This window comes from Paenibacillus sp. 481, assembly GCF_021223605.1.
Taxonomy (GTDB): Bacteria; Bacillota; Bacilli; order Paenibacillales; family Paenibacillaceae; genus Paenibacillus_B.
Genome location: NZ_CP075175.1, coordinates 5,603,176 through 5,627,365 on the forward strand (window position 1 = coordinate 5,603,176; position 24,190 = coordinate 5,627,365).

At 46.2% G+C, this 24,190-nt stretch carries 16 protein-coding genes, 1 pseudogene and 1 riboswitch; of the genes and pseudogenes, 4 read left to right on the top strand and 13 right to left on the bottom strand.

The features are described 5' to 3' along the window. Positions 1–2 precede the first annotated feature (2 nt). Positions 3–3,197 (bottom strand): annotated as a pseudogene (locus tag KIK04_RS24510) (non-ribosomal peptide synthetase); the annotation flags it as partial. An 881-nt stretch (positions 3,198–4,078) separates the two neighbouring features. Here KIK04_RS24510 and KIK04_RS23795 point away from each other — a divergent pair. Then, entirely contained in the window at positions 4,079–5,560 is a 1,482-nt protein-coding gene (locus tag KIK04_RS23795; protein ID WP_232276258.1) for an aldehyde dehydrogenase family protein, read from the top strand. A 44-nt stretch (positions 5,561–5,604) separates the two neighbouring features. Here the strand turns inward: KIK04_RS23795 and cysC are convergent, their stop codons facing one another. Next, the gene (cysC, locus tag KIK04_RS23800) at positions 5,605–6,147 is read right to left on the bottom strand and encodes an adenylyl-sulfate kinase (protein ID WP_232276259.1); all 543 of its coding nucleotides are present in this window, start codon (positions 6,145–6,147) and stop codon (positions 5,605–5,607) included. Positions 6,148–6,330: 183 nt separating this feature from the next. Between cysC and KIK04_RS23805 the strand changes: the two genes are divergently transcribed. Beyond that, positions 6,331–7,116: a sulfotransferase family 2 domain-containing protein gene (locus KIK04_RS23805; RefSeq protein ID WP_232276260.1), complete on the top strand. Its 786-nt coding sequence runs from the start codon at positions 6,331–6,333 to the stop codon at positions 7,114–7,116. Here the strand turns inward: KIK04_RS23805 and rpoN are convergent. From rpoN to KIK04_RS23840, 7 genes are all read right to left on the bottom strand, one after another. Beyond that, complete coding sequence (gene rpoN, locus KIK04_RS23810; RefSeq protein ID WP_232276261.1) at positions 7,111–8,481, bottom strand: RNA polymerase factor sigma-54; 1,371 nt, start codon at positions 8,479–8,481, stop codon at positions 7,111–7,113. The two genes, KIK04_RS23805 and rpoN, sit on opposite strands and share 6 nt — an antisense overlap. A 264-nt stretch (positions 8,482–8,745) precedes the next feature. After that, positions 8,746–9,675, bottom strand: coding sequence for a DMT family transporter (locus KIK04_RS23815; RefSeq protein WP_232276262.1), 930 nt, complete (start codon positions 9,673–9,675; stop codon positions 8,746–8,748). A gap of 137 nt (positions 9,676–9,812) precedes the next feature. Continuing rightward, a riboswitch (FMN riboswitch) is annotated at positions 9,813–9,975 on the bottom strand. A gap of 138 nt (positions 9,976–10,113) precedes the next feature. Beyond that, positions 10,114–11,595: a UDP-N-acetylmuramoyl-L-alanyl-D-glutamate--2,6-diaminopimelate ligase gene (locus tag KIK04_RS23820; protein WP_232276263.1), complete on the bottom strand. Its 1,482-nt coding sequence runs from the start codon at positions 11,593–11,595 to the stop codon at positions 10,114–10,116. Between the two features lie 194 nt (positions 11,596–11,789). Further along, the gene (locus tag KIK04_RS23825) at positions 11,790–12,890 is read right to left on the bottom strand and encodes a hypothetical protein (RefSeq protein WP_232276264.1); all 1,101 of its coding nucleotides are present in this window, start codon (positions 12,888–12,890) and stop codon (positions 11,790–11,792) included. 27 nt (positions 12,891–12,917) lie between these two features. Further along, positions 12,918–13,919, bottom strand: a complete 1,002-nt coding sequence (locus KIK04_RS23830) for a BtrH N-terminal domain-containing protein (protein ID WP_232276265.1) — start codon at positions 13,917–13,919, stop codon at positions 12,918–12,920. A gap of 11 nt (positions 13,920–13,930) precedes the next feature. Next, positions 13,931–14,947 (bottom strand): helix-turn-helix transcriptional regulator, encoded by a 1,017-nt coding sequence (locus KIK04_RS23835; protein WP_232278878.1) that lies wholly within the window; start codon positions 14,945–14,947, stop codon positions 13,931–13,933. 171 nt (positions 14,948–15,118) lie between these two features. Beyond that, positions 15,119–15,310 carry a hypothetical protein gene (locus KIK04_RS23840; RefSeq protein WP_232276266.1) on the bottom strand — a complete coding sequence of 64 codons (192 nt, stop codon included), beginning with the start codon at positions 15,308–15,310 and terminating at the stop codon, positions 15,119–15,121. A gap of 291 nt (positions 15,311–15,601) precedes the next feature. Here KIK04_RS23840 and KIK04_RS23845 point away from each other — a divergent pair, with 291 nt between their 5' ends. Further along, positions 15,602–16,660, top strand: a complete 1,059-nt coding sequence (locus tag KIK04_RS23845) for an alpha/beta hydrolase (RefSeq protein WP_232276267.1) — start codon at positions 15,602–15,604, stop codon at positions 16,658–16,660. Positions 16,661–17,063: 403 nt separating this feature from the next. Here KIK04_RS23845 and KIK04_RS23850 read toward each other — a convergent pair whose 3' ends face one another. Together KIK04_RS23850 and rsgA are read right to left on the bottom strand one after the other, a co-directional pair. Further along, positions 17,064–17,783 carry a DUF8817 family protein gene (locus KIK04_RS23850; protein ID WP_232276268.1) on the bottom strand — a complete coding sequence of 240 codons (720 nt, stop codon included), beginning with the start codon at positions 17,781–17,783 and terminating at the stop codon, positions 17,064–17,066. 240 nt (positions 17,784–18,023) lie between these two features. Then, on the bottom strand, positions 18,024–19,112 hold the full coding sequence (rsgA, locus tag KIK04_RS23855; protein ID WP_232276269.1) for a ribosome small subunit-dependent GTPase A: 1,089 nt from the start codon (positions 19,110–19,112) through the stop codon (positions 18,024–18,026). 462 nt (positions 19,113–19,574) lie between these two features. Here rsgA and KIK04_RS23860 point away from each other — a divergent pair, with 462 nt between their 5' ends. After that, positions 19,575–20,063: a DUF4214 domain-containing protein gene (locus KIK04_RS23860; protein ID WP_232276270.1), complete on the top strand. Its 489-nt coding sequence runs from the start codon at positions 19,575–19,577 to the stop codon at positions 20,061–20,063. A 53-nt stretch (positions 20,064–20,116) separates the two neighbouring features. Here the strand turns inward: KIK04_RS23860 and KIK04_RS23865 are convergent, their stop codons facing one another. Together KIK04_RS23865 and KIK04_RS23870 are read right to left on the bottom strand one after the other, a co-directional pair. Further along, positions 20,117–20,977 carry an amidohydrolase family protein gene (locus KIK04_RS23865; protein WP_232278879.1) on the bottom strand — a complete coding sequence of 287 codons (861 nt, stop codon included), beginning with the start codon at positions 20,975–20,977 and terminating at the stop codon, positions 20,117–20,119. Between the two features lies 1 nt (position 20,978). Beyond that, on the bottom strand, positions 20,979–24,119 hold the full coding sequence (locus KIK04_RS23870) for a GNAT family N-acetyltransferase (RefSeq protein ID WP_232276271.1): 3,141 nt from the start codon (positions 24,117–24,119) through the stop codon (positions 20,979–20,981). Positions 24,120–24,190: the final 71 nt, after the last annotated feature.

Sequence of the window (24,190 nt, forward strand, 5' to 3'; positions counted from 1 at the left end):
TCGATCGTTGGAAAGCGGAACACATCTCGCAACGATACATCGATGTGCATCTGTTTTTGCAGCTTATTAATAAGCAACGTTGCTCGTAAGGAATGTCCGCCGAGATCAAAGAAATTGTCCTTCACACCGATATTCGCAATACCAAGCAATTGCTGCCATATGTGGGCCAGTTCGCTTTCTAGCGGTGTTCGTGGTGCAACATGCTCGATGCCGGTCTGTACGTTGCCTTCTGGTTCTGGCAACGATTTCCGATCGACTTTACCATTTGGCGTTAAAGGAAGTTGATCCAATTGGGTGAAATAGGACGGAATCATATAGCTTGGCAGTTCCTGCGCCAAGCCTCCGCGTAGCTCATTGACCGTCAACTCTTGGTCAGCTGTGAAGTACGCGCACAGCACTTTCTGACCACTGCCGTCTTCGCGTGCTACTACGACCGCTTCACGAACCGCTGTCGTCTTCAAGAGCTGTGATTCGATCTCGCCGATTTCGATGCGGAAGCCTCTAATTTTTACTTGGTGGTCAATCCGTCCCAAGTATTCAATGTTTCCATCTGGCATCCATTTCGCGAGATCGCCTGTCCGGTACATCCGTTCACCTGCTGCAAACGGATTGTCCACGAACTTATCCGCCGTCATTTCCGGCTGATTCAAGTACCCGCGGCCGACGCCGGCTCCGCCGATAAACAGCTCACCTGCCAGTCCGATTGGCTGCATCGAACGATTGTCGTCCAAAATGTACATTTCTACCGCTGGCAACGGCTTCCCGATTGGCAACATCCGAAGCGGCTCCGCAGACTCCGCTGACGGTTCGAAATAACAAGCATCGATACAAGCTTCTGTTACCCCGTAACTGTTCACGATGCGCAGTTGCGAGCCATACCGCTCGTGCAGCTTCTGATACTGTTCGACCGGACAATGATCTGAACCGACGATGAGTAATTTCAGACTGCTAATGTCCAGCTGCTCCTCATAAACGTAATCCATCAACGGAATAACGAGTGCTGGCGTCGATTCGAACATGTGAATGCGATGCGCTTGGATAAGCTTGACGATTTCCGCTGGATTCGCCCGTGCATGCGCTGGGCAGAGCACGAGTTCGCCGCCGTGTAATAACGTCCGCACCAAGTCGCCAGAGAAGACGTCAAAGGAGAAGCTGGCCCATTGTAGCCATTTCATCCCTTCCTGCGCCAACTTATATTCATGTTTCCAAGCGTACGCCATGGCGACGACCTGTCGATGCTCGATCATGACCCCTTTTGGCTTGCCTGTCGTACCAGATGTGTAAATAACATAAGATAAATGCTCCGGCTCACTGACAGATGGTAGATTGGAGCCATCTTCGTGATAAGCTTCTGCCGAGAGTATTGCAGCTGTTGCTACTATTTCTGCTGTTGCTGCTGTTTCTACTGATGCTCCAGTTGCTTCTGCACCAGCGACGTTCACGCCGTCCAAGATGATGCAAGTTCCTGTAAAAGCAACCCGCGCTTGCATATGCTGCTGAGTCAGCAATACGTTGGCTTGCGTATCTTCCAGCATGTAACGAATACGCTCCTCCGGATACTCCGGATCAATCGGCACATACGCGCCACCCGCTTTTAAAATGGCCATAATGCCAACGATCATTTCCAGTGAGCGATCAACCATAATGCCAACGAGTTGATCAGGCTTCACACCGTGATTGCGAAGCGTTCTCGCTAACCGGTTCGCCCGTGTATTTAATTCGCGATAGGTGAGTTGCTGGTCTTCAAACACGACGGCAACCTGATCAGGACTCCGTTCAACTTGTTCTTCAAACAGCTGATGAATGGTCTTGTCCCGTGGTATATGTATGTCTGAAGCCGCTTGATGGAACTGCGATATAATTTGATTTTTTTCCATGTCATTCAAAAGTGAACATTGGCGTATCGTCTGCTGAGGATGAACTAAGATGTGGTTTACGATGGTGAACAACTGCTCGATAATGCGGGCTATTTCTTGATCGTCAAACAATTCACTGCGGTAATCGAAATGCAGTACGATTTGCTCGTCGTCAATCATTTCTTCAATGCGAAGCAATAAATCATCTACTTCATGTCCAGTAAAGCTTGTCTTTTGCTGGACACGAAAACTGCCATAGTCTGACCAACGAAGCGGTCTATACTCCGCAGAAACCGAAAAAAGATCTTGAATCTCTTTCGTGTTATAGGTGTCTCTTAAATCTTGAATAAGCTGATTATACGGATATTTTTGATGGCGTAAGTTAGCTTTCTGTTCTTTGGCTACATAGTGTAGGAAGTCAAGCATCGGTTGATCCGGCTCTAACGTCAAGCGGGCTGCCACCGTACTTACAAACATACCTATCACTTCTTTTTCGTGTCGTGTTGTACGGTTCGCATACACACTACCGATCGGAATGTCCTCGCTGCCTGTCAACTTATGAAGAAGCGTGTACAATGCAGCCAAAAATAGAGTATATAAGCTGACGTTGTGCTGCTCACTAAACAACCTCAACTGCTCGTAACGTTCACCGGTAATCGTTAGCGTCTTGCGACTCGCTGCCGTGCTAATCGAATATGGAGGGTACGGTTTAATCCCCGTTATCTCGGGCAATGTCTGAAACTTGTCCAACCAGTAAGCCTTGTCTTTCCGATATCGCTCTGATTGCTCATATTGTTGCTCGGTTTCAATATATCGCAGGTAGCCCTCTTTTTGTTCTTGCTCGGAGAACGTTCCACTTGTAATTGCGATATAATTGTTCATAATCGATTGCGAAATAATATGTGAAGATACACCGTCACAAATAATGTGATTACTTTTAAAGTTTACCCAATGTTCTTCATCATTCATATTAAACACGACAAATTGATAGAGCTTAGAATCGTATATACTGATTGGCTTGCGGTTGTATTCTTGCAACCAATCAAGCGCTTCACTTTCACTGCTGAAGTTCATATACGTAATGGATTCAGCTTCTTCTGATTGTGGCATGAACCATTGTTGTGGTTCACCATTTTCAACGGAAATGTGGATGCGAAATGCATCATACTGCTTTATCAGTTGCTGAATAGACTGGATTAAGACCGCTTGTTCGACGTTCCCTTCGATAACTAAGGTGCCTGAAATGGTGCTAACCGTTGTATTCGGATAAAGCATTTCCATATACCAAATTCTGCGTTGTGCATGCGTTAAAGGAAACAGTGTGTTCAAATTCACGTTCACATTGACTCTCCCCTACAAAAAAGATGATTAGTACAGTCGGGACTACGTTTTCGGAGTCAGTCGGAGTCGAATAAAATGGCGCACATGTTAAACCGCTTTAATTTACCTCATGTAAATAAACTGCGACTGATCGATCCTGAGAAAAAATATACACAGTACTTGTGCTTATGGAACTATATTCAATTGTCAACGGGATACAAATCATACAGCTACGAATAGGTAGATGATGAAATATAAGTGATAAAGGTTATACGCTAATGGTGTTAAGACTCTTGAGGTGTGCAAAGATGTGCAGTCAAATGTAGACTGTTGCGTGTGATATCTAGGTAGGTGTCTTAGATGGTGTCTAGGTGGTGTGTAAATAAAATGAAATTCCCAACATGTGCGTTGCAAATCTTAGTTTCATGCGTTGCTTCATTAGAATGTTGCCGATAACAAAGCTTCAGAATGATTAAGGTCTAGCAAAAGCAGGCGCCACTGCTTCACCTTCTTTCTTCTTTCTACTTCTTTCTACTTCTTTCTTACTTTAACTCTTCAGTTCCTAAATCTTGCTTCTTACTACCTACTTTTTACATCTTACTCCTTATTCCTTACTTCGACAAGTGTGTCTACGAGCTATTATATACGCATCTAATGATATTTAACAATATCATTTACATAATTACTACTTTAGACACAGTTCTTTTTTTTGTCACAATGTTCGCCACCATGTATGTAAAGTCGGTTATAAAGCGTTGCGAGATTTAATTTTATCCGGAGATAAGATCGTACATGAGATAACATGAGAATGAAACCGAAGCCACAAGTCCGCTTTACTTCGTTCTAGATCGGTTAAATGCATGTATACATATATACAAATATGAATAAGGAGTGAACAAAAAATGGCACAGTTGAAAAGTTTAAGTCCGAAAGTAGAGGCATTTTTGCAAGGAACAAAAAAGCTTTTTATTAATGGAGAGTGGGTCGAATCCGTAAAAGGAAATGTGTTTACTTCGATGAATCCCGCTACAGGTGACGTATTAGCTGTCGTGTATGAGGCAACGGCGGAAGATGTTGACCTTGCTGTTGATGCTGCGCGTGAAGCATTCGATCATGGCGAATGGTCTAAAATCGGACCAGCTGATCGCAGCCGACTCATCTACAAGTTAGCGGATTTAATTGAAGCGAATAAGCAAGAGCTGGCTGAACTGGAAACACTGGACAACGGCAAGCCGCTTCGTGAAACGTTAACTGCCGATATTCCGTTGACGGTTGAGCATTTCCGTTACTATGCAGGCTGGGCAACTAAAGTTGTCGGACAAACGATTCCGACGGCCGGTAACTTTCATACGTACACGCGGCACGAAGCTGTCGGTGTAGTCGGACAGATCATTCCGTGGAACTTCCCACTGCTCATGGCGGCGTGGAAATTAGGTGCTGCGCTTGCTGTCGGCTGTACAATCGTATTAAAGCCAGCTGAACAAACGCCTCTATCCGCTTTATACTTAGCACAGTTAGCACAAGAGGCTGGATTCCCGAAAGGGGTTATCAACATCATACCTGGGTTCGGTGAGACAGCAGGTGCCCCACTCGTTCAGCACCCTAAAGTAGACAAGATAGCCTTCACAGGGTCTACTTCTGTAGGTAAGCTCATTATGAAGCAAGCCGCTGATACCGTGAAAAAGGTGACGCTTGAACTTGGCGGTAAGTCACCGAACATCATTTTGCCGGATGCCGATCTGTCTAAAGCGGTTCCTGGCGCTCTGCAAGGCATAACGTTTAATCAAGGACAGGTGTGCTCTGCTGGCTCGCGTCTATTTGTGCAAAAGAAATGTTATGACAATGTGGTCGCTGATCTCGTTACATCAGCGAAAAAGATTAAAGTCGGCTCCGGACTCGATTTGGAGACGGAAATGGGCCCGCTTGTCTCGACCGAGCAGCATGCTGTCGTCCAGAAATTTATTGAGCAAGGCCGAGCAGAAGGTGCAGAGCTGTTAGCTGGCGGCAAGGTTCCTTACACGAGCGGTTATTTTGTGGAGCCGACTATTTTTGCCAATGTAAACGGCACGATGACTATTGCACGCGAGGAAATTTTCGGGCCTGTAGTAGCGGCTATCCCGTATGACACGGTGGATGATCTAGTGGAGCAAGCCAATCATTCTACATATGGTTTGGCCGCTGGAGTTTGGACCCAAAATTTGCAGCAAGCGCACAGCATTGCAAACAAATTAAAAGCGGGTACGGTATGGATCAATTGCTATAACGTATTTGATGCCGCCGCACCTTTCGGAGGTTATAAACAATCTGGACTTGGGCGTGAGATGGGCTCCTACGCACTTGATAATTATACAGAAGTCAAGACTGTTTGGGTTAATTTGGACTAATTCGTAATCCAAAAAGGCGATACGGCCTCCGCGCTGTGTCGCCTTTATCCCCTCGTTATATAGCCTCTATTCGCTAGTAAATCAATCACATGTTGGGCGCAAGCTTGCACATCTTGCTGATCGGTCTCTAGTACCAAATCTGGTGCTAGTGGCGGTTCATATGGATCACTAATTCCGGTAAAATGTAAGATCTCACCCGCTATCGCTTTTCGATATAGTCCTTTGACATCGCGTGCAATGAGTAGCTCTAGTGGCGCGGTCACATAAACTTCCAGCCAATCTCCAATTTCTTCTTTCGCATACTGTCGCATCGAGCGATATGGTGAGATTAAGGAAGCCAGACAAATCACATCATGCTTCGTCAATAATTGAGCCACATAGCTAACCCGCTCAATATTGGTGTGGCGATCTTGCTTTGAAAAGCCTAAGTCATTGCACAGTTTCGTACGTATCACATCTCCATCTAAGCATTCCGCCTTTAATCCTGCATTGGTTAGTCGAGTATGGACACACTTTGCAATGGTCGTTTTTCCGGCCCCAGACAGACCCGTAAACCAAACAGTTACTCCGCGCTGTTTGCCACCCATTCCACTATATTCCCCCTATTTAGTGCTAGTTCGATAGTGTATGCATAATCGATAAATGACGTTTGGATACTGAGCGAGGATTGTTTGTTTGGCTAAATAACCGAAAAATAAAGGGACTCTCCTAGCACGAATCTACGACCACCATAATATGCTATAGTAGTTGGAATGGAAGGAGCCGGTTCGATGTCAGAGCCATTAATCATCTTTCTTCACATCCCGAGAACAGGCGGCACCACACTAAATAAAATGCTGCTCGATCAGTATGAGCGTGATCAAATTGCTTTTTTGCATGACGATCCAGAGTGGTCCCTTGAACGCCTTATTCATGTATGCAATTCAGAGCAAAACACGATTAAAGTGATATCCGGTCACTTTCCTTTCGGTATTCACGAGTTCATTGCTCGCCCGTGTACGTATGTTACCTTTTTACGACATCCGATCGATTTAATCCTGTCTACTTATTACTTTATTTTAAAACATAATCCTGATAGGATAGCTCATTTGAACTTTCAACAGTTTATCGAGAGTACGGAATGGAACTTTGCAACGAGCAATGTTCAGACCAAATTTTTATATGGGATGCAGCGACAGCATGAATTATCGCTATCAGTTGAATATTCATTATGGAATCACTTCACTCCAGATGTGAAGCAGGCGCAGGAACACTTGCGCAACCATTTCGCTGTTGTCGGGGTTACCGACCGATTTAAAGAAGGCGTTCGACGATTATCCAAAATACTTCGTTGGACAACACCTATCCAACTGTACGTAGAAAATACGACCGACAACCGTCCTTCGCGCTCCTCCTTAGATGCTTCAACCATGCAACTATTATTCGAAAAAAATGAGCTGGATTTCCAATTGTACGAATTTGCAGAGAGCTTGTTTCGTAAGCAGAAAGGGTGGTCTCCTTCATTTTCTCTTACAAAAAGCAAAAGTAGCCTACCCTTCGCTTGGAGACGTTTATAATTTTCGTTTAGCCGAACTTAAAATGCCCAACTCCTCCCGATATTTCATCACTGTACGACGGGAGATATGAATTCCTTCTTGATGAAGCAATTCCGTCAGCTTCTGGTCAGAATGCGGCTTGCTGCGATGTTCTTGCGCAACCATTATTTTCAGCCGTTCCTTAATACGCAACGATGAAGCATCTTCACCTTGATCCGTACTCACTCCTGTAGGGAAGAAAAACTTCAGTTCAAATAGCCCCCATGGGGTCTGCGCATACTTGCCATTCGTTGCCCGACTAACCGTGGATTCATGCAACTGTACTTCCGCTGCCACTTGCTTCAATGTCAACGGTTTCAATCCACATTTTCCGTTACGAAAAAACTGGATTTGCTCCGCCACAATCGCCTCCGTAACTCGCAGCAAAGTCGCATGTCGCTGTGCTACGCACTTCATTAAAAACTGGGCTTCACTGCGCTTTGCTTTTACATAGCTGTGCGTCGTACACAGCGAGCGTTGCTGCGCTAGCATGGAATAATATTGATTGTTGACCGTCAATCGCGGGGCCGCTCGATCAAGTACGGTAACTACGAATTTGTCCCTATCGTCTCCACCGCCCCCTTTGCGATCAATAACAACGTCAGGTGTGATATACGTTGTACGATCACCGGAAAATGACGCCCCTGGCCGAGGGTTTAGCTGCTTAATAATGTGTATCGCGGTTTGAATTTGCGCTAGAGTCGTTTGAAAAAGATTTACTAGTTTCGTCATACGATGGCGGGCAATATCTTCAAGATGGTGTTGGATAAGCTGTGGAGTAAAAGACGGATAGGAGGCAATATGCTGAAGCTGAATGAGCAGACATTCCCGCAAGCTCATCGCGCCAACACCGTAAGGCTCAAAGCTCTGTAAGACGCTTAACGCATATTCAACCTCCTCGCGCTTGCATGAAAGCGTATGCGAAATATCGAGCGCGGATAGCTCTAAATAGCCGTTAGGATCAAGGTTACCGATCATATACATCATAATGGCGCGTATGGAAGCGGGAACGTTGCTCATGAATTGCAACTGCTCCATTAAGTGATCGGCTAAGGTCACCTCGCCAGATGCAGGAATTAAAGCTAGCGGATCATCGTCATGACCATGTGACGAATACGGCTGACTGGTTAAACGATACGGATTGTGGTCATATTCAGATGGCGCGTATGGAGTGATATGATCCCCTTCGCTTGCAAATTCCAGCAACGGGTTGTTTACCAATTCCTCGTTCAAATAATCATGTAACTCGGAGGTCGATAATTGAAGGATTTTAATCGCCTGCTGTAGTTGTGGCGTCATTGCCATTGCAGCTGTTTGCTGTTGAAGCAATCCGAATTTACTCGTCATCCTCAATCCCCTTCAACCTATTTTCTAGTGGCTATCCTTCTTCATATGCAGCGTCGCGCCTGATTGTCAACGCTTTCAATAATGTGTCGTTATGTTCATTTTTACCATGGATCAATAACGTTTTCAAGCGATCTGAACAACAAAAGGTATCGTTAACTGTTACTACGAACCAATCACACACTTACAATGGCTTTCAACATGCAAAAGCGCCCTGCAACACGTTCTCTATGTTGCAGGGCGCACGATTATTTATAAAAGTTAAAGTTAACTTTGCTTTGATACGTAGTATAAAGCGATCCAAATAAGAGCAAAACCAAACAGCTGCGGTATCGTGATGGCTTGGTGCAGCACGAGCCAATTCGCAAGCATGCCGACCATCGGAAAGGATAGCTCGGCCAGCGTCGCATAGGATGCCTTCGTGCTCGATAGGCCACGGTAGTACAACAATAAGCTCAATAAGCCAAGAATAAAGGCTTGTAGCACAATGTTCAGCGACACCGTTCCCCACGCGGACATTGGAACCGTCCAGCTTGGTGCTTCGACCCATGTAAGGGCCATCAGCAATGGAAGTGCCAATACAAAACGCAACGCAGTGACGGTCTCATATTTCATTTGCCCGAGCAGCATTCTGCCCATGACAGTAGATCCGCCCCATAATAGTGCAGCTCCTACGGACAGCAAGCTACTTATGCCGATAACATCGTTCAATCCAACTGGAAGCGACAAACCGAATGTCAGCAAGTAAGTACCTACAATGGCGAGCAGTAATAACAACGAAAAATGACGTGGCAACGATTCCTTTAGTAAAATGCGTGCCAAAATGATTGCAAACAACGGTTGCAGCTTCTGCAATAGCAGTACCGCATTCGGGTTGCCTACTGCGAAGGCTTGCGTGAACATAATCGTTGCGACGACAGACCCGCCCCACGAAATAAAGAGCAAGGCAGCAATATGCTTCAACGAAATGCCGGCAAGTTCCTTCCGATGCACCCACAGCACAGGCACTGCATACACAAGTAGCAGTAAGTGCTCAATAAATACGATCTGCGTGGCCGTTAAATACTCTAACGTCAGAACTCGAAATAGTGGACCAATGCCCCAAAAGGCAGCACCTAGCGCCACGAGCCACACTCCGCTCGGAACGCTCTTGTTTGTTTGATCCACAGCTAATGGATTTAAAGCCGTTTTTTCCATATTCAATAACCTCCTCAGGTTGATTGAACATAGGACCTTTGTGGAGATGTTAAACGTCGCCCAGCCATCCGCGGCTGAACTTCCGTCGATCTCGCATTAGAGCTGTAGTATGCAGTTCTGAGTGTGAAATGCGTGTATCTGATCTTCTCCCATCCGGACTGTACCGTCGGCCTTGGAGTTGCACCAAGTCAGTCACTGCTTGCTTCCATAAGTTCCATAAGCAAAAGACAGTGAGTCGCGGGCTTAGGCATAAATGCACATTACCGCCGGTCAGGAATTTCACCTGCCCCGAAGATCCTCTATTCAACATCATCAAAATTGTGAACCTATTTAGACGAGCAATAGTTCTGCTTTTCATTATACTTACTTTTAGTGAGAAAGCAATTCATTGTGCAAAAATCAAAAACTAGCCCTTTCAAACAACACCCCCTTTACCACTTACAACTCCATCATTTCACGAGCAATTTCCACATCATTAAAAGGAACGAGTCTATCTGCAAAAATTTGATGCGTTTCGTGTCCTTTTCCAGTAATCATGACACAATCATCTCCTTCTGCTGCTTGAATGGCCTGCTTAATCGCTTCTCTGCGGTCTGCAATCAATAAACAGCGTGACAATTGTTGCACATTTAAGCCTTGCACCATTTCGTTCAGAATAGCTTCGGGATGTTCAGATCGAGGATTATCGGACGTTAAAATGACAAGATCCGAAAGCGCAGCCGCTTTAGAGGCCATGAGCGGCCTTTTCAGCTTGTCCCTGTCTCCTTCGCAGCCGACTAACGTAATTAACCTCCCGCTTGTGAGATGTCTCGCGGTTGATAATACTTTTTCCAAACCGTCTGGATTGTGGGCATAATCGACCACGACACGGTAGCTTTGTCCGGCATCGACGGATTCAAAACGTCCTTGCACACCTGTAAACGATTCCAAGCTTTGTTTAATCGCGGATAGTGCGATGTTTTCAATGAGGCAGACGGTAATGGCGGCCAGCGCATTGTAGACGTTAAATTCGCCTATCATGTTCATGCGGATGGACATTTTTCCCTTGTAGCTAAGAACGGTGAATTCCGTGTAATCAGGCCCAACCGATATATCGGTTGCCTGCACATCGGCAGTCTGATGTATACCGTACGTAATGACTTGAGCTGCTGTCATGCTAGCTAATCTAGCGGATACGGGGTCGTCTGCGTTTATGACGGCAACTTGAACATTATCCGAATACGCATTCCCAAGTTGCGCAAACAATAATGCCTTATCTTGAAAATATCGATCCATGTGGTGATGGTAATCCAGATGATCATGCGTCAAATTTGTAAATACGACCGTTTTAAAATGACAGCCGCGCACTCGACCCATACTTAATGCATGTGATGACACTTCCAAAGCCGCATATTCGGCTCCGCAATCCACCAACTTTTTCAAATACTGTTGCAATTGTATCGCGTCCGGCGTTGTGTGTGCCGTCTTTTCCGTAAGCGCTCCTAATTTCATCGCCATTGTGCCAATTAAACCGCAAGCGCGGTCGTTGTCCGACAATATTTTTTCAATCATGCTCGTCGTGGTCGTTTTTCCATTTGTTCCGGTAACGCCAATTAATTTCAGACTTCTGGTAGGATGTCCATAGAACTTATCAGCAACCATCGCCATCGCTTTGCGCGAATCTGGTACAATAATTTGTGTAATGCCAACTGGGATATAATCCAACTTCTTACTGGATACGATCGCAGCACAGCCGCGGGCGACCGCTTCGATTGCGAATTGATGACCGTCCGTCTGTGTGCCTGTAAGGCAAAAAAAGAGATCGCCTGGCTGTACTTGCGTCGAGTGCACGCTTAAGCCGTGTATAGGAATGTGCGGGTCGCCTTTGATATGTTTAATAAGTAGCCATTCGAGTAAAGTAGACAGCTTTATGGGTTGCATCTCGTCCATTCTCCTTGTCGTTGTTTACATGTGCTAGTATTTTGGGAGTTAGTATGAACGGAAACATTTGGTTTCATGTACAAAAATAAAAACCGGCTATACAGCCGGTCAATTCGTCAATCATTCGTCTACTTGGCAAAAGGAGTGCCGCACATGAATTTCACCACAAAAAATGTCCACCAATAGGTCAGCCATTATCTTAGACCAACATGATTAAAGCGGTTATGTACGGTTTCAAGCAGCCGCTCTTTAAGCATTTGGATCGCTTGCCCCTCTGCCGCTTTTGCTTCCTCAAACCATGACACAAGCAGTTGCTGCGAGTCGGTGACTTGCTCATGCGTACCACGCAATACAGCCGTCGCTTGCGCAAAATATTGCGCTACCTTCGCATATTGCGCCGCGACTGGCTGCAAGTTGGGCCAAATGGACTGCAACGCTGTGGTATATAACGCGATGTCTTTTTTGGCTGCGGCGTAGTATCGTACGACTTCGCGCGCTGCTTCTTGGTCGTAGTCACCTGTCTGCAACGCCTTGACAATAGCGTCGTAAGCCTGCTGCCCGCAAGCGTATTCGTCTTCGGGAAGCATCGGATCATGCGTCTCCCACACATAAATGGCTTGCAGGAAAGACTCCTTATAAACGGAGAGCTCGTCCAGCTCATTCGAGCGTTCCCCGAACGATTGAAAGTACCAATATGGAGAATCGTTGTAGCCCAATTGAGCATAAGGAATTGCTTTCATATGCTTCAAATGCTCAGCAGGCTCCGATAACGCTGCCTCCGTGCCATCACAATAATACAACTCAGCGCGGCTATCGTCGTAACCGGTGACGACTACAAAGGCATCTTTCCACAAGATTACGCCCGTTCCGTCATTGATTGACGCTTTAATCTCATTGATGCCTTGCTGCTGATATAATGGAAATGTGGCCATAAAGTGAAAGCCTGCGTCTTGCGAAGCCGAAATGCCGATAAAATCGGCCGCTAAAAAATGCTCCGCCATCCAGTTGTACGCGGTTGTCGAAACCGAATCCAGCTGACGTTGAACCGTAAATCGGAAGCACAAAGCGGTCATGCCGGCTAGCATATACTTGGGGCAAGAAATCCAACCCTTATGGGTCAAAATAGCGTGCATCGCATCGACGTAACGGTTAAACTCGCTGTGCAACGTTAAATTGGACAACATTTTTGCCCCCAAACTTGCAATAGGGCTCACCTCTGTGCTTACCAGTACCTCTGTATCGGGATATTCATTTTTAACAGCATGGTGTGCAAGCTTGTTGTGATGTTTATACATGGTATACTCCCCCATCATGGCTGCACTTTACCTTGGAGCATGAGACCCCCATCTAGGAACGGTGAACCTTTTTAAATCTGGATATTGATCGGACACCATCTTAAACTGTTCTATCGCTTGCTCCTCGTACTGTTTAGCCGCTTGTAAGATGGCAGTTAATTTGGGTATGTAAGTTAGATCTATTTTTTCCGTTTGGCCTGTCGTAACGAAGCAACTGCTAATCGCAGAAATATCATGTACAAGCTGTTTATACATGTCATAAGCCTCTCGTAAGTCTTTGAACAGATCGTGCACATCACGCAAGTAAGCCATAATTTCCATGCGGGAATATCGATACGCGTTCAAAATGTAGACAGCTCCACTTTCATGGTATTGTCCTTGTTCTAAGGCACGTATGAGATACGAATAAGCTAACCGACCTGAAGCGATGTCGGTGTAGGGCAGCGTTCTGTATGGCGTTTCCCAATCCGTTATCGCCAGCCGCAGCGATTCAAGCACCATTTCTTTACGGTCCACTTCCACTTTTCCGCCTACCAACTGGCAATACCAGAATGGCGTATCATTTACACCAAAATTGTCGTACAACAACACCTGACTTTCATCCGACCAGCCGTTTAAAACGAAAAAAACTTGATCTGCATCATCATACCCATGGATAACGCCAAATTCGGGTATCCAATAAATGACGCCTATACCGGAATCCAATGACTCCTTCACCCACTTGATCGCCTCTTGCTGATACGTATTAAAAGTCGGATGCCTTGTACGACCTGAATCCGACACCGTGTACACTCCTAAATTATCGACAGCAGGTTGATGCGTAATCCCCCACTGTCCATATGCGGTGACAGACATCGGTAACAATTGCTCATGTACCGTAAATTTAAAAGCCATGCCACTTAGCCCCGAAAGCATATACTTCGGGCCTTCAAACAAATGCGCTGCCGTTAACACAGCATACAAACTATCCGTAAACGATTTGGACTCTCGCTTCATCACAATATCGTCCAAATAAACAGCTGAAGACATCCGTAATCCCCCTAGTCTGGACTGCATTTCGCAATAACTTGGCTGCATATGCGCTGCAACTTTTGCTTCAACCATTTTGGGGAAATAAGCTCCTCCCACTCCGATATGACTAATTGCTGTACAAGTAGATCTGCATCATGGAACTCCATTTCATAAATAGAACCCTCCATATGGCGAATCGGATATCCGTGCCATGCATGGTTATGATGCGGCTGTGCGAGCACGATTTTCGCGACAAATGGTTTCTTACGCGGTAGTGGATGAGCGGCAGCATGGCTCGAACGGATCACATGAAGCGAGCTTGAACTTTGCCCCGTTTGCCCCGGCTTGTTGAAATAACGAACCTGCGCTATCTCTTCCACACCTACTGCTACATATGCCGCTTGTGCGTTCGTCGTTTCGCTACTGGATGCCGTTTGTGCAAAGTTAAGATTCGTAACCGTAGCTTGTTGGATGTAATCAAGCTGAAAAGAGCGCTGCCTATGCTGCTGCTCACAATAAGCGACCACATAGTCAGCATCAAAATGCGAGACGAGCTTCAACGGGTAGATGCGCAGTCTCGTTTCCTCTGTTTGTTCTTTATATGTAATCTGTACAATCATGCGCTGCTGGATCGCTTGCGAGAACAGCTCGGCGTACTGGATCATCATCGGAGATGCCTTAAACATTGGCAACTGCTTGTACATTTCAACCTCTTGCTCATCTGTGAAGCGATCAAGGAGATAGGCAATTCGCTGCACAGTTGCGGCGTTCTCGTAATTGTATTGCCGATATCGATAGGCTAAATATTTTAGAATCTTCTTTTCTTCCTCCGTCATATAAACGAGCGGAAGCACGTAAGTCTTATCCTCGTAGCTATAGCCACGATATTTCGCCACATATTGCAACGGCGCACGCAAAGAAGCCGCCATATACTCAATATCGCGCTGCGCTTGGCGTTTCGAAATTTCAAACTGTTCCGCTAAATGATTGCTGTTCGGATATTGACCAACTCTAATTCGCTGGTCAAACCATTGAATACGATGCATATTGCTCAAGCCAATTGACCCCTTCCTGAATGAGGAGTCGCTAACATCACTAGAATCACTACGTATTGGCGTATCGGCGTATTGGCACCACAGGGAAAAGGGATGCTCCCTCTTGAACAACTTCACACTTAGAGGGTGGGCATCCTTTCGTTTCTCTTTTACGCGGTCTAATTAAGCGCCTACAGCTGTGTCTATACGCTCCTGCGATGCATTTGCACATCGCTTGCACACTTTTAATTGCGTTCCATCCGTTGTTGTACGCGGATAAAGCAATTTAATTCGTGTGCTGCTGCAAATCGGACACGTTCCTCGTCCTCTTGAAGGTAGATTCCAAAGTGAGCGACCCCGTTTGTTCTTTGCCATTGTGTAACCCCTTTTCTCAAGTCTTATAATGAATGAGCTGATATGAACCCATTATAAGATCTATGGTATGACATAAAGTGTCGTACCATGAACATATATTCAATTTTCTAAGCACACGAATTTATTTTCCATGTCAGTATAGCACCAACTGGAACACACATCTTTATCTTATCTACATTTTATCTTTATATTAGACCTTTACTATAGTCATTAAGGTGAAAAATCTAATGATTATAAACTGGAAGTCTAACTATATTATTTGAGGTGTGAATGATGAAAAAATCTAAACGCGTGATTCTATTCATTCTTATCGTGACGATAAGTGTTCCCCTATTCGGCGCTTCTGTGCAGGCTAATTCGACCAATCCATCGTCATCAATCGTCGCTACAGGAAGTTCGGTGCCTGTCGATGCCTGTATACCTACTAAATTGAAGGACAAAGCAGTGCAGTTCAAAACCTCGGACGGTGTCTTGTTATCGGGACTCCTGCTCGGAGAAGGCTCAAAAGGAGTCACGTTGGGTCATGCTAGCGGCTGGGATGTGTGCAGTTGGCTGCCGATGGCGGAGAAACTGGCAGACCACGGTTATCAGGTCATTTTGTGGAGCTATCGATACAATAATCCGAACGGGGAAGCTACAACAAAGTCCTTCTCGCGTGAGGATCTCGACGTGCTGGCGGCGGCCCAGGTGCTCACCGAACGGGGTGTTACCAAGATCGTCTCAGCCGGGGCGTCAATCGGCGGCACATCGTCAGCCGTGGCTGCACCCCACATTCCGCAGCTCGCTGGTCTAGCGATCCTGTCGTCGCCGCGGACGTTGCTGGGAAGTGAATCATCTCCCAATCTTAGCGCGGTTGAAGCCATAAAGAATGTCCTCGTGCCTTCGTTCTTCGCGGTCTCCTCTGACGATCCGACTGGGGACTACTATTCCGAGACAGAGGCCTTGTATAAGGCTTCCGCATCCGAGCAGAAGGAATGGGTCGTCATCGATGAAGCTTATCATGGCACAGACATGCTCTCTGACACACTTCAAGGGAAACAGTATGGCACGGGCCGAATCGTGGATAGAACTCAAGGAAAACAGTTATCCGACAAGCTCTGGGCTTTCTTCCTACAAACGCTTGGAGATCCCGACCAGACACATGCAGAATCCAAGAACAGCCTTGCGCCAAGCGACTCGGATAAGACGAAGCAAGAGCCCTTACATGATGAAGGAAAGGGTGTCACGAACGAGTCTGTTCCAAAAAACGACGAACGCTTAAGCTTCAATTGGATTGGCGGAACTCTTTTGGTCACTTTGGTCACGATCGTTGGACTGTTCGTCGTCAAACGTAAGCGTCGACGTCCTTGATCCAGATGTTACAAAACCGCACCAACTCAATGATTTAACACTCCGATTACCGTAAAAGATAAAACAGCTCATAGTGGACACAATATCCATCCTATGAGCTGTTTTTACACATATGTGAGCTGTACCCTAGAGCAATTACAGTTCTTAACTATCTTCAAAAATGTAATGATAAACGGTTACGTTCTTTTCTCTTAGTTCTAGTTGGATCTCAGGCAGCTGTGTACCCGCAATGAGGGCAAGCTAAAGGTGGAGAGTTCATCTCCACCTAAATGTGTAAGTCGTATTCACTGTCGATAACATACAGCACGATGAATGTTAGTAGTTTCAATATGTCCATTTACCTGACACCATCGTCTTAAACCTGAAAAATCGAACCACGTTTCACCAACGCAACTATTCCTCGCTATGCGCCAGACTCGATTCCAGCCCAGTTTCGAAGGTGTTGAGATGCGCTTAGTTCCGCTTCGAATCTTAGGCGCTCCGAGTCTTGCAGCCGAACGCGAGAGCCTAAGTCCTCCAACTTGGAGGCAAGATCCAATTCACCCATGGCCACGGCGATCTCGGCACGCGCTGCCAGCAGTCTTGCACGCCCGATGCCGGATTCATCTTTCGTTTCTTCCAAGGCGCGGTCGAGCGTTTTAGCTGCCGCACGATCATTGGCGTAAATATCGCGCAGGAACCATACCTGATTGAGGATTTCCTCCGTGCGATCTTGGGCTTCAAGGTATAGAGGAGGCGCGTAATGCTTGTCCATGTAAACGAGCATGTTGCCGCACGGGTCGAAGACTCGAAACTGACTCCCATCCCGCGAACGGCGCGTCAGACGAGGGAAGCCCCTGAGCGGCACAGTCCCGAGATTGTTCCTAAGATTAACCGCGAAACGATCATGGAATTCCCCCAATTCCATCACGTTAACGATGAGGGCACCGAACGCTTTCTTGCCCCCGAATTGGGCATAGTTTGACGTCATAAGCCACAGATCTCCATCCCGAACTTCCGCGAATCGGTAAGGAAACGCCTCATCGCGGACAATTTCAAAACCAAGCGCCCTATAGAATGCGACGCTTTCGTCAACGTTATCGCTAGGTAGCATAGGTACTACACTTATCGAAGATTGCTCCATCCCCTTCATTCCTCCCAACATTGAACCATCGTCCAAAATAAAAGATCCATATGTTATCAAATCGATTGCAACCGTATTTTTCCGAAGAGGCCAACTTTGTGATTCGCAATTTGTATGAAGTAGATAGCGTTGTTCATGCAAGTATTGGTGAACAACGCTATCGTTCTGAGGTATTTGTCGCTATGTTCAGCGCAATCATGGCGCTTGGAAGCTTCTTTACATCCGATCAATCAAGCCCGCTTATCTTCCAGAGTCGCGGAATCCCCCTCCTTTGCGACTCACCATTTTGGCATGCTGTTTCATTTTGTAGCCTAGACGTTTCAGTTCACTGCGCTGCTTCATATAACTATGCAGCCTTTCATCGCTGACGACTCCGTCTACTATGGCCCGCTCCACCGCACAGCCTGGCTCGTTACCGTGCCGACAATTCGAATATTTGCAACGTTTTGCTAATTCGCTAATATCGTCAAAGCTTTGTGCAAGCTGCGCTTCATCGCCCCACAATTGCACCTCTTTCATACCCGGCGTATCCATAATTAGACAACCACTAGTGTGAAATAGAAGCTCCGCATTCGTCGTCGTGTGCTTTCCTTTTCCAGACGCATCACTAATCGTTTGTATTTTTTGCCGCGCTTCTCCGAGCAGAGCGTTCGTAAGTGTCGACTTCCCTACCCCAGACGAACCAAGAAATACAATCGTCTTCCCAAGTTGTAAATAACGATCAAATACGTCCATGTTTACTTGCGTTGCTACACTAATGGCATGGATCGGCACCTCGCCAGCAACCTGCTTCACTTGGTTCACAACATGGTCGACCTGCGGACATAAATCAACCTTATTTAACACGATAACGGGCGCCGCACCGCTGTTATACACAAGTGTCAAATACCGTTCAATCCGGCGTAAATCGAAGTTCTGATCCAGTCCGCTAACAATAAACACCGTGTCAATATTGGCGGCTATAACTTGCTGCTCGGTTGCCCCGCCCTCTAGCACACCTTTATACATCCGTCGGCCTCCTGAAATGGCCGCTTTCCGCACAAAGCTAGTTGCGCGCGGAAGTACGTTTTGTATGACGACTTGCTGACCTTGACCCGTCCATTGAAATAACACCCAATCACCTACAGCAGGTATATGATGCTTAGCAGTAGCTTTGTAACGAAATTTGCCGGACAAGGTTGCCGTTAATAGCTGCTCTTTGTAACAGATGGTATACATCTGGTTCTGCCTCAGCATGACTCTTCCTGGCAAAAAACCTTTATGTTTGTGGTGCTCGTAGTTCTGCTCGAAAAAAGAATTCCATCCTAAACGAACGTACTGTTGATCCATCGCGTATATTCCTCCTAAACGTTTTCGTTGTACATGTGTATCCGACATTGTGACACTCTTCGTCGCCCCTCAGCTCAACAGTGCAATAAAAAAAGCCACAGGAAATAATCCTCATGGCTTCTGTATGCTGGAATACAACATAAAAAGCCCAGGCTTCCGTCGCCTGGACTACAACTCATAACGCGGCATGAACAGCTAGGATCAGCTAGCTTTAACCGATTGAGTGAGGGGCAACGAAGAGAAAAAGATTGTCATGTTATTCATCACATTTATCATCGTTCCACTCACTCCCTTCACTTTTTAATAATAGGAGTATAGCATTAATTTGGAAAATGTCAACAATTCATTCATGCGTAGTTGTACATGTGTACAGGCGGGAAATAACAAACTGACATACAATACATTACTTGAACCGCTAAATTGAACGGATTTAAAAAATGAATATGAAGCGAGGGGCCTATCATGCGGATCATTGATCATTTTTGTGTGGCCATGCAGCTTAGTAATGCTGATTTTATAAGAGCCATTTCGATTCACCTGCGTAATCGTGAACCTTATGAGGATGAAATGGAGCATTATTTAGAAAGCTTGTCAGGTGGCGTTGACCGTGTTGACTATTTGATTAACATTGTGATGAGCAATGAGACAGGAATGCATATTTATACCCCTTTCGAATCCGATGAAAATGTCAATACAACGATCGTGAACACGATTCGTAAAGTGCTAACCTTTACTCCGAATCGTTTTGTGCAGCAGATGTTCTTGCAAATATTAGACCGACAGCCCGTACCGGAAGAACGCAAAATTTACGATCAAGCACTAGCAGGAGGATTAAGCCCCATCGTGCTCATGGCGACACTGATTGATAGTAAAGAATGTAGGCAACGGTTACACAGGTACGATCAACAGGCGAACACGAAAGCTCCAAAACCGAAGAAAAATCAAGAATAATACGCAAAAACCGCACAGACTGTGCGGTTTTCGTGTTCGTGCGAATGATTCGGTTACGCTTGGAGGCGCATGTTAAGTTTCGGAAATACTCGGAGGGCGGTATTAAAAAATACGTCCTCATGATACTCGACCGGAATTAATTCCTGCACGAACTCAATGTATGACTTCACTGGTGCCAGCGGCCAATCCGTACCGAACAAAAACTTATCAAAATGGTCACAGTACGTAATCGCCTGACGCAAATGTGCAAAAAACAACGGGGAATCTTTTAGCCGTGTACAGTTGGCTGCATCCCCTACCATTAAGCCCGATAAATCGGCGTACATATTGCGATTTTTGTAAACGACTTCGGCTCCATCTAACACCCATGGATCACCGAGATGGGCCATCATAAACGTTACGTCACGATGCTTGACCGCTACTTCATCAAGGGTGAGTGGATGCGAATATTTGAGCAGACCCCTTTCTGAATACGTGTCACCCGTATGGAAGACAACTGGAAGCCCATATTGTGCTGCTAATTTATAAATAGGTTCATACACGGCATCGTATGCGTAGAACGGATAATAGCCGAGATATATTTTTAAGCCAACGACTTCTGGCTTCTGTATATCGCGCTCGATATCTGCTAGAGCTTGCACCCCTAAGTTGTAAGGGTTAATGCCGATACAATATACGATTTGGGCAGGCAACGGATCGACCAAGTCTAATCCCATTGGCGTCCTAGCTGCACGGTCTGGAAATCCATCAGCCTGCGTCTCCGTCAACCCCATTCCAATGCCAAGCACGACACCATTTTCTGAATATTCCCGTAAAATGCCCGCTGCACTGTAATCGACCAACGATTTCTCCGCAGCTGTACGCTTAAATTCCTCAATGTGTGATAAATGCATATGCGCATCTATAATTTTCAAACTAACCACCTCGCTGTTCATCGATGTTCGTTGCCATAGAAAAGCGGATCGCCTTAAGCGCATCCAGTGCGCCAGACGGAATCTTCTGCTCGCCAAACATAATAAATGTAGGCGTTGTCCACATGCTATCGCGATGCGCCACATGAATGTTTCGACTAACTCCAACCTTGCACACTTCTTGGTTCAAATACAAAATCGAATGGTCTGCCGACAAATCCGTGACCACCTGCATGATGTGACGTCTTTCTTCTGAGCCCAACACGTACTCGGATTGCTCGGTCACTTCCAGATTGTCCTCGCCCAGACGAAACGTAAGTGCCTCATTCGTACTCGTAAACGCTTGCGCCCATCCACTTTCTTCTTGTTCTACCAGTTTCACAAAAATCTCTACCCAACATTCCTTCTCGTTAAAATAAGTACCTGTATGCTGCTCAATTTGCGAGGTCAGCGCTAATACGGGTACCCCTGGCAACAGCACGAAATATTGATGACATGTAAGCCCCTTGAATGATTTATGTTGATTAATTTCATAGCTAACGCGAATGCCTTGCCACTTATTTTGCTTGTTGTCTGTTAGTTGAACGAAGTGTGCAGTCCGTTCTTCTTTGATGAGCGACATATTGCTGAGTCCGTTAAAATTCGTCGTAATTCCGCCTGCCCATGGGTTCCACCATGATTTAGGTGTAAGCTGCGGGAAACTGCTATCCAGCCATTCCTCTCCTGCAAACGTTAACGAGAACAGTCCTGGAAAAAAGGTTGGCGCAGCTTTGATTCGAATGGTACCATTATCCGCCGAGAAAACGTCATGTTCGGCTTCAGTCGTGCGCTCTAGTGCGATTTGCTGCTGCGATTGCGCAAATACGACGCTCTGGCATATCGAATCATGCGTCGTGAATCGTGCATTCATCTGCACGCTTGCGTACCCGTTGTTGGGTGTAGACAACGGGAGCGGGAGCACGAACGCGGTACAGGTCGCTTCGTCTTCCTCCGCATACGTTTCACTATGCATATGCTCGCCGCATGAAACGGAAATTTCACCTTCCCAGTGCAGCAGCTTATAGTCTTTCACTTCAATCGGAATATCACCTTGTACAAACGGATTGTGTCCATTCACGATAAGCTCCGTTGAGCGTACGAGCGGGATGGACTGAATCGGCTCGTCCTGCTCAAATTGTTGCAATGCAAATGCTCGCCATTGCTTCCAATCCGTAACGTTATCGGGCAAGAAATACATCGGTTCACAAGCTTTTGTCTCACGCGCAGACAATGGCCCGATATGAATATCTAATGCGATGCTATTACGTTCAAATCGTAGCTGGTGGCGAGGGGACCAGCACACACCGCGCATCGTAGCAAGCCCAAGATAGATGAGCCAGCTCTCACTGACTTTGCTTGCATCCCAATAGCCGTAATCGCTGCCATGATAATCGGTTATCGCCATAGCACGTCCTTCATACGGCATCATGACTCGATTCGCGGCATCATAAATCGACTGTTCCAGCCACAAATCGTGCGTACTCGCCGTTGTGGACGTATTTTCAACCTCAAACCAATGCTTGACCGTTCCGTCACCATAAAGCAGTGTGTAGCTGTATAGCACAAGTTGCGCGAACGACTCGGAACGATAACTCATTTTTAAACCGTACGCTCCCGCTTGCTCGAAATCTTCGACCTTATCGGGTTTCTTTTTCGAAAATTCGCTAGAAAAAGGTTTCCCTAATCTCGGATAGTCGAGCTCAATTGGCGAATCGTCCACATCCAGCTTAACTAATGAACACGTGTTCTCTCCTTTATCAAATAGGAGCTGGAACTTCCCGTGCATAAGCTGCCATTCCGTTTCCGTTTCACCAAATACTCGAGCACCTAAGCCAGTAAATCCCGCGCTAACCTTGTACTCAAATGACAATTCAGAGCCATTATCTTGTCTTGCTTGTATATGTAATATGGCCGTGTAAAAACCAAAATTACATAGACGGTAAGCTACTGGTATCGATGTCTTTCCCTTTGCAGCAAGCGATATCGAATGAAACCGTTGTTCAAATTGAATATGCGGCTGAGCAGGTAGTTCAAACGTGTAGGTCATCTCCGTAGCACCATGGTTTTCAACATCCAAGTACAATTGCGCTGGACGGTTTAAGTATCCGATTGGGCTCGGGACATGCATCTGAATCGATGCCGGATAGTTCGTCAGAACACCAATTTTCAATTCAGCGTGTAGACCATTGATCCAAACGTTCGTACGAACACCTGGGTGCGTCCGCCAGTCATTTTGCCGCTCAGCAATCGGCTCGACGTCGAAGCTTGCGTGCAGGACACACTCGCCACTAACTTCCGTGTCATGCGTCCATGCAAATGAAATATGCTCGTCATCCATGCCTTGCAGACGGATGTGCAGCGGATTGTCAGTCTTATTGACAAGACGATACGCAATTTGATATCGACGGCCGAATACGAGCTCCGCACATTCAACGGTCGCCTCTACCATATAGTCATCGGTTTCAATAAGTCGCAGCCCCCGGCCACGCTGTTCAAATTCGATCCGCAGCATGCTACCATGATGGTTCCACGCATATTCGTAATAATCAAATCCGTTCTCTTTCTTCCCGTCACGCTCAATCGCGATCGGCCGTATGGAATCGGTATACCAATCCGCCTGATTAAAATAAGCCGCAACCGCTTCGGTCTGCAATATCGATGGCATAAAATTCATAAAATGCGTGCAATCGTCCCGATCATTCCAAAAAAATCCGCATTTTTTGTAAAGCGGAACGGCTTTCGTATTGCCAGCCCACGTATACAAATCAAGCCGCGGCCAACCAAGCCGCACCGTTTCCTTGACTGCTTCTAGCACGAGCTGTTTGCCTATTTTGTGGCCGTGATAAGACGGACGGACATTTAAAAGATTAATGTATAACGCCCCTGTATCTTCGCGGTATTCAGAAAGGCTCATATACCCAACGACAACATCTTCGATCATAGCTAATTGGACGAGCAGAGCATCCGAAGCGCTTTCCTGCTCCACGATTTGCTGCGCCGTCATAACCGTACTGCCTCCACCCCAACCCTCGTGACTATCATTCCACATGTCCGCAACCGCTGCGGCCAGATCAGGTTCATAGCGAACAATACGTAGTTGCTCCATTTCTGTTATCCCCCCCTTTGATGAACGTTAGAAGCACAAGTAAGCGATACGATTATCAAGTTTTTTTGCAT

Bases quoted from the DNA above. Each gene is read 5' to 3' on its own strand.
- KIK04_RS23795 (WP_232276258.1), top strand. From the start codon at position 4,079: ATGGCACAGTTGAAAAGTTTAAGTCCGAAAGTAGAGGCATTTTTGCAA.
- rsgA (WP_232276269.1), bottom strand. From the start codon at position 19,112: ATGGATCAACAGTACGTTCGTTTAGGATGGAATTCTTTTTTCGAGCAG.
- rpoN (WP_232276261.1), bottom strand. From the start codon at position 8,481: ATGACGAGTAAATTCGGATTGCTTCAACAGCAAACAGCTGCAATGGCA.
- KIK04_RS23820 (WP_232276263.1), bottom strand. From the start codon at position 11,595: ATGCAACCCATAAAGCTGTCTACTTTACTCGAATGGCTACTTATTAAA.
- KIK04_RS23825 (WP_232276264.1), bottom strand. From the start codon at position 12,890: ATGTATAAACATCACAACAAGCTTGCACACCATGCTGTTAAAAATGAA.
- KIK04_RS23830 (WP_232276265.1), bottom strand. From the start codon at position 13,919: ATGTCTTCAGCTGTTTATTTGGACGATATTGTGATGAAGCGAGAGTCC.
- KIK04_RS23850 (WP_232276268.1), bottom strand. From the start codon at position 17,783: ATGGAGCAATCTTCGATAAGTGTAGTACCTATGCTACCTAGCGATAAC.
- KIK04_RS23870 (WP_232276271.1), bottom strand. From the start codon at position 24,119: ATGGAGCAACTACGTATTGTTCGCTATGAACCTGATCTGGCCGCAGCG.
- cysC (WP_232276259.1), bottom strand. From the start codon at position 6,147: ATGGGTGGCAAACAGCGCGGAGTAACTGTTTGGTTTACGGGTCTGTCT.
- KIK04_RS23815 (WP_232276262.1), bottom strand. From the start codon at position 9,675: ATGGAAAAAACGGCTTTAAATCCATTAGCTGTGGATCAAACAAACAAG.
- KIK04_RS23835 (WP_232278878.1), bottom strand. From the start codon at position 14,947: ATGCATCGTATTCAATGGTTTGACCAGCGAATTAGAGTTGGTCAATAT.
- KIK04_RS23860 (WP_232276270.1), top strand. From the start codon at position 19,575: ATGCGGATCATTGATCATTTTTGTGTGGCCATGCAGCTTAGTAATGCT.
- KIK04_RS23840 (WP_232276266.1), bottom strand. From the start codon at position 15,310: ATGGCAAAGAACAAACGGGGTCGCTCACTTTGGAATCTACCTTCAAGA.
- KIK04_RS23805 (WP_232276260.1), top strand. From the start codon at position 6,331: ATGTCAGAGCCATTAATCATCTTTCTTCACATCCCGAGAACAGGCGGC.